The sequence below is a fragment of the Microvirga subterranea genome (assembly GCF_003350535.1).
Lineage (GTDB): Bacteria > Pseudomonadota > Alphaproteobacteria > Rhizobiales > Beijerinckiaceae > Microvirga > Microvirga subterranea.
In genome coordinates this window covers 1-7,842 of record NZ_QQBB01000011.1, presented here as the reverse complement: position 1 = coordinate 7,842, position 7,842 = coordinate 1, and the positions used below count along the sequence as shown (strand labels likewise).

8 protein-coding genes are annotated in these 7,842 nt (G+C 61.0%); 6 read left to right on the top strand and 2 right to left on the bottom strand.

Features of this window, described 5'->3' with window-relative positions:
- The first annotated feature begins 234 nt into the window (after positions 1 to 234).
- From fliF to DES45_RS21010, 6 genes are read left to right on the top strand one after another with little or no spacing between them, the layout of a single operon-like run.
- On the top strand, positions 235 to 1,890 hold the full coding sequence (gene fliF / locus DES45_RS21035) for a flagellar basal-body MS-ring/collar protein FliF (protein WP_114772296.1): 1,656 nt from the start codon (positions 235 to 237) through the stop codon (positions 1,888 to 1,890).
- A complete protein-coding gene (locus tag DES45_RS21030) occupies positions 1,890 to 2,516 on the top strand; it encodes a hypothetical protein (RefSeq protein WP_114772294.1) in 627 nt (208 codons plus the stop codon). The genes fliF and DES45_RS21030 overlap by 1 nt, the downstream gene beginning before the upstream one ends.
- Positions 2,517 to 2,518: 2 nt before the next feature.
- Positions 2,519 to 3,772 carry a MotB family protein gene (locus tag DES45_RS21025; RefSeq protein ID WP_114772292.1) on the top strand — a complete coding sequence of 418 codons (1,254 nt, stop codon included), beginning with the start codon at positions 2,519 to 2,521 and terminating at the stop codon, positions 3,770 to 3,772.
- A 2-nt stretch (positions 3,773 to 3,774) separates the two neighbouring features.
- Positions 3,775 to 4,974: a chemotaxis protein MotC gene (locus DES45_RS21020; protein WP_114772290.1), complete on the top strand. Its 1,200-nt coding sequence runs from the start codon at positions 3,775 to 3,777 to the stop codon at positions 4,972 to 4,974.
- A 5-nt stretch (positions 4,975 to 4,979) separates the two neighbouring features.
- Complete coding sequence (gene fliK / locus DES45_RS21015) at positions 4,980 to 6,335, top strand: flagellar hook-length control protein FliK (protein WP_114772288.1); 1,356 nt, start codon at positions 4,980 to 4,982, stop codon at positions 6,333 to 6,335.
- The gene (locus DES45_RS21010; protein WP_170151583.1) at positions 6,280 to 6,849 is read left to right on the top strand and encodes a transglycosylase SLT domain-containing protein; all 570 of its coding nucleotides are present in this window, start codon (positions 6,280 to 6,282) and stop codon (positions 6,847 to 6,849) included. The genes fliK and DES45_RS21010 overlap by 56 nt, the downstream gene beginning before the upstream one ends.
- A gap of 84 nt (positions 6,850 to 6,933) precedes the next feature.
- On the opposite strand, the gene DES45_RS25260 is transcribed toward DES45_RS21010, so the two are convergent.
- Both DES45_RS25260 and DES45_RS21000 read right to left on the bottom strand, forming a co-directional pair.
- Positions 6,934 to 7,389 (bottom strand): AprI/Inh family metalloprotease inhibitor, encoded by a 456-nt coding sequence (locus DES45_RS25260; RefSeq protein ID WP_170151582.1) that lies wholly within the window; start codon positions 7,387 to 7,389, stop codon positions 6,934 to 6,936.
- 312 nt (positions 7,390 to 7,701) lie between these two features.
- A partial coding sequence (locus DES45_RS21000; protein WP_210210250.1) for a winged helix-turn-helix domain-containing protein occupies positions 7,702 to 7,842 on the bottom strand: 141 nt, incomplete at its 5' end.

Below are 7,842 nucleotides of genomic sequence, written 5' to 3'. Positions count from 1 at the left end.
GACCCGGCTCAAGGCGCTGCAGACGCAGCAGCAGCTCGGCATGCAGTCGCTGAGCATCGCCAACAGCGCCTCCGGCAACGTCCTCTCGCTCTTCCGCTCGTAAGCGACCGATATCCACCACAAATAAACGGCCACGCTCCTCTAGAGCGTGGCTTTTTTCTTGCGCAATCTCCGCGCAAGGTTCCCGGGCGAGATTGCTTCTGAATCCAACTCAATCAGAAGCCGAGCACATCAATGCCTGGACGCCAGCAAGCCGAGAAACTTTGGGCCAACCTCATGGAACTCGGGGTGCGCCGGCTGGTCGCGCTCGGCGTCATCGGGCTCGTGGTCTTCCTCGGCGTCGGCCTCGGGGCGTATTATCTGAGCCGTCCTGCCCAGGAAACCCTCTACACCGGCCTTGAGCGTGAGGACGTCAGCCGTATCGGTTCGGTGCTGACCGACGCTGGCATTCCGTTCGACGTCAGTGCGGATGGAACCGCAGTGCTCGTCCGCTACGGGAATACGGCACAGGCCAGGATGCTCCTTGCCCAGAAGGGGCTGCCGCAAAGCTCGAAGTCCGGCTACGAGCTGTTCAACGATCTCGGCTCGCTCGGCCTGACTTCCTTCATGCAGGAGATCACCCGGGTGCGTGCTCTGGAGGGCGAGATTGCCCGAACGATCCAGACCATGAAAGGGGTGAAGGCAGCGCGCGTCCACATCGTCCTGCCGGATCGTGGCTCCTTCCGTCGGGAGCAGCAGCCCGCTTCCGCATCCGTCGTGGTTCGGACCGAGCCGGCAGACGACATGGGTTCCGCACAGGCCATCAGGCACCTCGTGGCGGCCGCTATTCCCGGCATGAAGACTGACAAGGTCACGGTCCTAAACACCGACGGCATGCTGCTGATGGCTGGTGACGACGGCGCCAGTGCGGCAACCGGAAAGATGGCGACGCTCGAAAAGAATGTGAGCCGCGAGATCCAGGACAACGTCCGCCGGACCTTGGCGCCTTATCTCGGGATCGGCAATTTCGAGATCAGCGTCGCGGCGCGCCTGAATACGGATAAGACGAACACGACGGAGACGATCTACGATCCGGAGTCCAAGGTGGAGCGTTCCATCCGAACCGTCAAGGAAACGGAGGTCTCGCAAAACCGGAACGCGCAGCGCCCGACGACGGTGCAGCAGAACCTGCCGGAAGAGCGTGTTCGTGCGGAGAATGGCGACAGTTCGAGCGAGGACAATCAGCGCCGCGAGGAGCTGACGAACTACGAGATTTCATCCAAGACCGTTCAGACCATCAGCGAGGGCTATGCCATCAAGAATCTCTCGGTGGCCGTGCTTGTGAACCGTAGCCGGCTTGCCGCGCAGCCCAACGGAGAGGCGAGTCAGGCGGACGTCGATGCTCGCATTACGGAGATCGAGCAGCTTGTCGCCTCGGCCGCGGGCTTCGATCGGTCTCGTGGAGACCAGATCAAGGTTGCGGCTGTCGGCTTCATCGACGATGGCCGGATGATGGAGCCCACGCCGCCGCTCAGCCTTTCCGAAGTCTTCATGCGTCAGAGTGGCAACCTGATCAATGCCGCCACGATTCTGGTCGTCGCTAGCCTCCTGATCTGGTTTGGCCTCCGTCCTGCAGTAACGGCAATCCTGGCCAGGCCTGAGCCGGAAATGTCTTATGAGGCAGCCGTTGCTCCCGCAATCGAAGAGGCTGTGACGTCCGCCGAGGCCATGCTTGCAAGTGGAACACCGGCACCGCATCTAGAAGCGGCCGCACCGCCAAATCTTATCGAAGATCTTACCGACAAGATGCATCGGACTCCCCAGAAGAAGCTGGAGCAGATGATCGAGTTCGATGAGGAGCAGGCTGCCTCGATCTTGAAGCAGTGGTTGATGCAGTCGGAGGCGGCCTGATGGTCGGCGGAATTGCCCAGTACCTGACCGAGTTCCGCCTCGATGGCTCCGTCGAGGTGGAGCCGCTCTTCCAGCCGAAACCACCGAAATCCGCTATTAAGGAGCCTGTCGACGATCCGGCGGAGAGGCTCCGACAGGCGGAGCAGCAGGGCTACGAGAAGGGGCGTAGGGCAGCCGAGCATGAGTTCGGGCTGGCTCTTGCGGCTGAGCAAGCGCGACATGAGGAGCAGCTTGCCTCAGAACGGGCACTCTGGGCGGAGCAGGAGGGTGCGCGGCTTGCTGAGGTCATGATGGAAGGCCTTGGAGAGATTGAGAAGCGCATATCCGACAGCTTGGCGCGGATCATGCTTCCGTTCATCACCGAGGCGCTTCGCGAACAGATGATGACGAGCTTCATGGAGGTTCTCGTCTCGCTGCTCTCGGACGGGCGGAATGCTGCAATCCGGATATCCGGTCCGCAGGACATGCTGACGGCGCTGTCGAGTCATCTGATCGACAAGGGGCCCGCGGTCGAATTTGTTCCAAGTGATGCAATCGATGTCTCGGTCCTTGTCGGCGACACGTTGATCGAGACGCAGCTGGAGGCCTGGATCGGGCATCTGGCACAAGCCGTGAAGCCGAGCTGATCATGTCCGACAAGCAGGAACTCATCATCGTCCGCCGCTACGAAGCGGAGGAGGAGCACCACAAAGGTGGGGTATGGAAGATCGCGCATGCGGACTTCATGACCGCCATGATGGCCTTCTTCCTGGTGATGTGGTTGATCAGCGTTGCCGATAAGGATACCCGCGCGTCGGTCGCCAACTACTTCAACCCCGTCCAGCTCGCCGAGAGCACACCACATCGCAAGGGGTTAGAGGATCCACACAGCACCGCTCCTACCGGAGATGGTGAGGCAGACCCCGCTGCGCAGAAAGACAAGGCATCCGACAAGTCCACGGGAGGCGCGGAGGCCGGAAAGGGCAAAGGCAAGGGAGAGGGGGAATCCGGATCCGCCCCCGCGACACAGCGGCCGCGCTTCGATGAGGGTGCACTCTTCCAGGATCCCTATGCGGTCCTGGCGAAGCTGGCCGTCGAGCCGGAGCAGGAGAGACCCCAGGATACATTCGGCGTCGACGTCACGAGCGGTGAGAACGTTGAGCCGGGAGTTCGTGGCGGTGAGGCGCAGCGCGATCCATTCGATCCGCTCTATTGGCAGATCGCCCCTGTGCCGCGGCCGAAGAGCGCGAATCCTGGTGAGCCTGGGACGACAAGTCCCATGCCGCCTGAAGCGAAGCTCGATGCGCTCGCCCCATCCATGCGTGCGCCGACGCCGAAGGACATGTCGAAAGCCGACAAGGCACACGGTGAAGGGGCCAAGGTAAATCCGCCCGCTGCGGGTGCGGAGGCGGCTGCTGCGGGACCCGAGCCGAAGAGCGATGTACAGGATGCTGCCCTCAGGGCGGAGATCGCGAATGCCGTACAGGGAAAAGCCGACAAGGGACCGAAGCCGCATGTCGATGTCAGCCGCACAGTCGAGGGGCTGCTGATCAGCGTCACCGACGAGATCGACTTCAGCATGTTCGCAATCGGCTCGGCCGAGCCGCAGCCGAAGGTCGTCCGGGCAATGGAGAAGATCGCCAAGATCATCGGCGCGCGTCCAGGCAAGATCATCATCCGCGGACATACGGACGGCCGCCCCTTTAAATCGGATAACTACGACAATTGGCGTCTTTCCACGGCCCGGGCTCATATGGCCTATTACATGCTGGTGCGTGGCGGTATCGACGAGGCACGGTTCGAGCGTGTCGAGGGGCATGCCGACCGCAACCTGAAGAATTCATCCAATCCGAATGCGGCCGAGAATCGGCGTATCGAGATCCTTCTTCGGGAGCAGCCTTAGTGATGCGCCCGCCGGCCTTGTCCTTTGCGCTTGCAGCACTGCTGATTGCTTCGACAGCCCACGCGGAACCCGGAGGTCCGCAAACGGGTGAAGACAGGATGCAGGCTCTGCCAGTCGAGATGGTGCGCACGCTTCAGATCATGCAGGACCAGGTTGCGACTGGTTCCACGACCGCGCATGTGGCTCAGAGGACATTGCTCGGGCATATCGACGAGCGCTTCGCAGCCCTCGACATGAAGGTCTGGGATAGCTCAAAGAACGTGAGGGCTGCCGTCGTCTTCGTCCTCAGCGGCGGCAGGCCGCACATTCTCCGCAAGCTGGCCTCGCTCAATGCCATCGGCGCGTCGGACCGAAGCCTCGTCCAGGGTGCCTTGGCCTATGTGGAAGGCCGCGAAGGCGATGCGAAGCATTATCTGGCGGAGATCGACCTTGCGTCTCTTCCGCCAGCACTTGCCGGCCAAGTCGCTCTCGTGCAATCCGCGCTCACAGTGCGCGATGATCCTGCCAAATCCGTCGAATTGCTCGACTATGTAAGGCTGCTGGTGCCAGGAACGTTGATCGAAGAGGCTGCGCTGCGCCGTGAAATCTTCGTGGTGAGCCAGATGGGGAATGTCGGCAAGTTTGAGGCACTGTCGCGCCAGTATCTTCGCCGTTTTCGTTCGTCGGTCTACGCCGGCAACTTCCGGCAGCGGTTCGCGACCGCTCTGAGCCATCTGGACTTTGCCAAGGATCAGCAGCAATTTCCAAGACTGGTCGCAATCCTCAGTGAACTCGACGTCGACAGCCAGCGCGACCTCTATCTATTGATCGCCCGGAGCGCAGTCGATCAAGGTCAAACAAAAGCTGCGATCCTAGCCTCGGACAAGGCATACGAACTGGCGACCTCCGACATTCCGAGCGCAACGAGGGCCAAGCTCTATAAGGCTGCGGCTGTCATCGTCACGGCGGAAGGATTCGAGAACGGCGTGGCCGAACTCAGGAAAATCGACAGAGAGCTCTTGTCCCAAAGCGATGCCGCTCTCCTCGAATCGGCGCTCTCTCTTGCAGGCACTATCCGGAAGGTGCCTGAAAAAGTCGCGACAGCAGCGGCGGGTGGTCCTCCACTTGCAGCCGGAGAGCCGAGCCAGATCGAGGTCCCTTTGCCCGCCATCTCCCGCGCCCAGAAGGCGCTTGAGAGAGTGGATCAGCTGTTTCGGAAATAAACACGATGAACAAGCTTGATGTGAGTCTCCCGAATACGTCGTGGAAAGTCGAAGGGCAGGCGGTGAAGTCGGCTGCTTCGGGTGCGGATGGTGGCGAGAGCGGTCAGAAGCTCGAGGCCTTTGCCGTCTTCGACGACCTGCTGCGCCACATGTCGGAGAAAAGTGAAGGGATGCCAGCCAGAGCCCAGCCTCCAATGATCGAGGCCAAGTCGCTCTTGTCGCCGCTCGGAGATATCGAAGATGACAGTGCTGATCAGCATGGAGCGGACGATCTTCTGCTGAAACAAGAAGGCGACGACGGCGCTCCATTGCTGCCGATGCCTGAGCCTCACCATGCAGAACTTCAAAGTGGTGCCGCCCTCACCGGACAGCCCGCGCCGTCGCATCAGATTGTTATCGCTGTGCCGGCGGCTCCAGCTTCGCGAGACAAGATTTCGGCGGTGTCCTCCTCGTCTCTGCTGGATCTGATTCAGCTGTCGGCAGACAAGACGAAGGTCGGTGAGATCCCGGACGATCTGGCGAACAGCTCTGAGCGTCGGGCTACGGTTGTTCATCAGGAGGCCCACTTTAAGCCCGTTCTTCTGACCGATGCCCCAGCCCAACCGAAACCGAAGAGCGTTGTATCGCTACAGTCCTTTCCCATGAATGCTGCCGGTGTTGGTGATGGTTCTGCCGCCACTGCCGGATCGGTGCAGAAGGACATGGCCCTCCAGGAGGCTCCGGTCCTGCATGCCTCTCGTGAGGGATTGCGCCAAGCTGCGGATACGAAGGGGGATAAGGATCCGATAGAGGCCCCTGATGCTCATGTTGTTACGCAGAGGGTTGTCGACGCGATCCAGCAGGAGACGAAGCGGGCACCCCTGGAGCAGCCTGCTTCGACCGTCCGGCATGATACATCCGCGCCTATGTTCGCGACGAAACAGTCAGACGGTGTCCTGAGGATGTTGGACATCCAGCTTCGCCCAGTGGAGCTTGGCGTCATCACGGTCAAGATGCGCCTGTCCGGCGACAAACTCGAGATGGAGCTGCATGCAAGTCGGGAGGAAACGGCGGAGATCCTCCGGAAGGACTCCGAGATGCTGTCCAATCTCCTGCGCAGCTCCGGCTATCGCCCTGACATGGTCTCCATTCACACGAGCCGCACGGATATGGCGCAGCCGGACGGTCTGCTTGACCAGCGGCAGTCGGCGAATCCAGATGGCGCTGGGCAGTTTGGAGGCTCGCATGGAGGGGAGGCGAGCCGGAACGGGCGCTCGCAAGGTGAGGCCGACGAATACCGGGGCGGTGGTCAAGGAGGACAGAAGAATGGCGCTGACGAAGTCGCTATTGCCAACCGCAGTTCTGGCAGTCTCTATCTTTAGCGGAGCGTCGAGTGCGTGGGCAAACGTCAACTCCTGCGAGCGGGAGATGGTGCGTGCCGCGGCCAAGCATGGCGTACCGCTCGGAATGCTCTATGCCGTCGGTCTAACCGAGACCGGCAAGCGAGGCTCATTGCAGCCTTTCGCAATGAACATCGAGGGCCAAGCTTACTTCGCATCGAACGCGACTGATGCAATGCAGCGCTTTGAAGAAGCGCAGCGCTCAGGCGCCCGTCTCATCGACTTGGGCTGCATGCAGATCAATCATTACTACCATCGCGATCAGTTTCGTTCCCTCGCGAGCATGCTAGACCCGAAGGAAAACGTGGAATATGCCGCGAACTTCCTCAAGCAGCTGAAAGCGCGGGAGGGGAGTTGGACCATGGCCGTCGCGCGGTACCATGCCGGCCCCAACAACAATCCGGCGCAGAAGAGATATATCTGCAGGGTCATCGCCAACATGGTGGCGACAGGGTTCGGCGAATGGACGCCGGAGGCAAAGGAATTCTGCGATTAGGCTCGGACGGACAGAGTCTGAAGAAGCACGATCATAGCGTGCTACCGCAGCGATTAGGCGCGCTACGACCCATTGCATATCCGGTCAGCGCGTCAGCGTGATGGAACCACCAGATCCATTGAGAGCGCCGGAGTAGGCGGTATCCTCGCCTTTGAGGCGAGATACCACACGCCCACGGGAGTACAGGACGATATCGCCGTCCACCATGCTCCACGCATTGATTTCTTGGAGCGCCTTGCTTGCGCACTGTGCGGACGATGCCTTGTAGAGGTCTAGGCTCGGGACGCTCGACAACTGAACGCGACACCGCCTTCCGTTGCCTTCGTCGGCGCTCCAATTGCCCGTCAAGGCAGTCCGTCTCCTTGTCTGCGGCAGGGGCGCTTGTGGCGCTGGGCCGTCCTTGCTGATGACCTGAGAAGGCTCTGGAATGGGCGATGTCAGCGGCGGTTCGCCGACAACGGGCGCGTCATGGAATGGTGGCGCGATATCCTCGGACAGTTCCGTTCTGCTGCGAGATGCCCAGCGACCGATCGGCTCCATGGGCTCTATGCTGCTGGCGGATCGAGCATGACCGGAAGCAATCGGATGGCCGATTTCCTCAATCGCCTCGACCGGAGGTGCTCTCCAAGGGCCCGTATATAGCTGCGGAAGAGGCTCCGTCTTCGGAACGTGGCTCCATGGTCCCCGATCATAGACCGTCCCTGTCCCATTGCACGCCGACAGAGCGAGCAGGAAGACAACGGGGCACGAAAGCCGTACGAGCGAGGTGCTCTTGCGCAGCACGGCGTAGATGACGCTGGCAGCGTGTGCCTGCACTGGAGGTTTGGCCATTATGGCTCCGGTTTTGGAGCGTTACCCGACGAAGGTGTATCCGATGTATCGCTTGGCTTCGATGGGGTCGTGTCCGAGGCGGGCGCGCAGCTTCTTGCGCAGCTTGCTGACATGGCCCTCGATCACGCTCTCCTCGACGTCGTTGGAGTAGATGCCGTAGAT

Bases quoted from the DNA above. Each gene is read 5' to 3' on its own strand.
- DES45_RS25260 (WP_170151582.1), bottom strand. From the start codon at position 7,389: ATGGAGCCGATCGGTCGCTGGGCATCTCGCAGCAGAACGGAACTGTCC.
- DES45_RS21025 (WP_114772292.1), top strand. From the start codon at position 2,519: ATGTCCGACAAGCAGGAACTCATCATCGTCCGCCGCTACGAAGCGGAG.
- DES45_RS21020 (WP_114772290.1), top strand. From the start codon at position 3,775: ATGCGCCCGCCGGCCTTGTCCTTTGCGCTTGCAGCACTGCTGATTGCT.
- DES45_RS21030 (WP_114772294.1), top strand. From the start codon at position 1,890: ATGGTCGGCGGAATTGCCCAGTACCTGACCGAGTTCCGCCTCGATGGC.
- fliF (WP_114772296.1), top strand. From the start codon at position 235: ATGCCTGGACGCCAGCAAGCCGAGAAACTTTGGGCCAACCTCATGGAA.
- DES45_RS21010 (WP_170151583.1), top strand. From the start codon at position 6,280: ATGGCGCTGACGAAGTCGCTATTGCCAACCGCAGTTCTGGCAGTCTCT.
- fliK (WP_114772288.1), top strand. From the start codon at position 4,980: ATGAACAAGCTTGATGTGAGTCTCCCGAATACGTCGTGGAAAGTCGAA.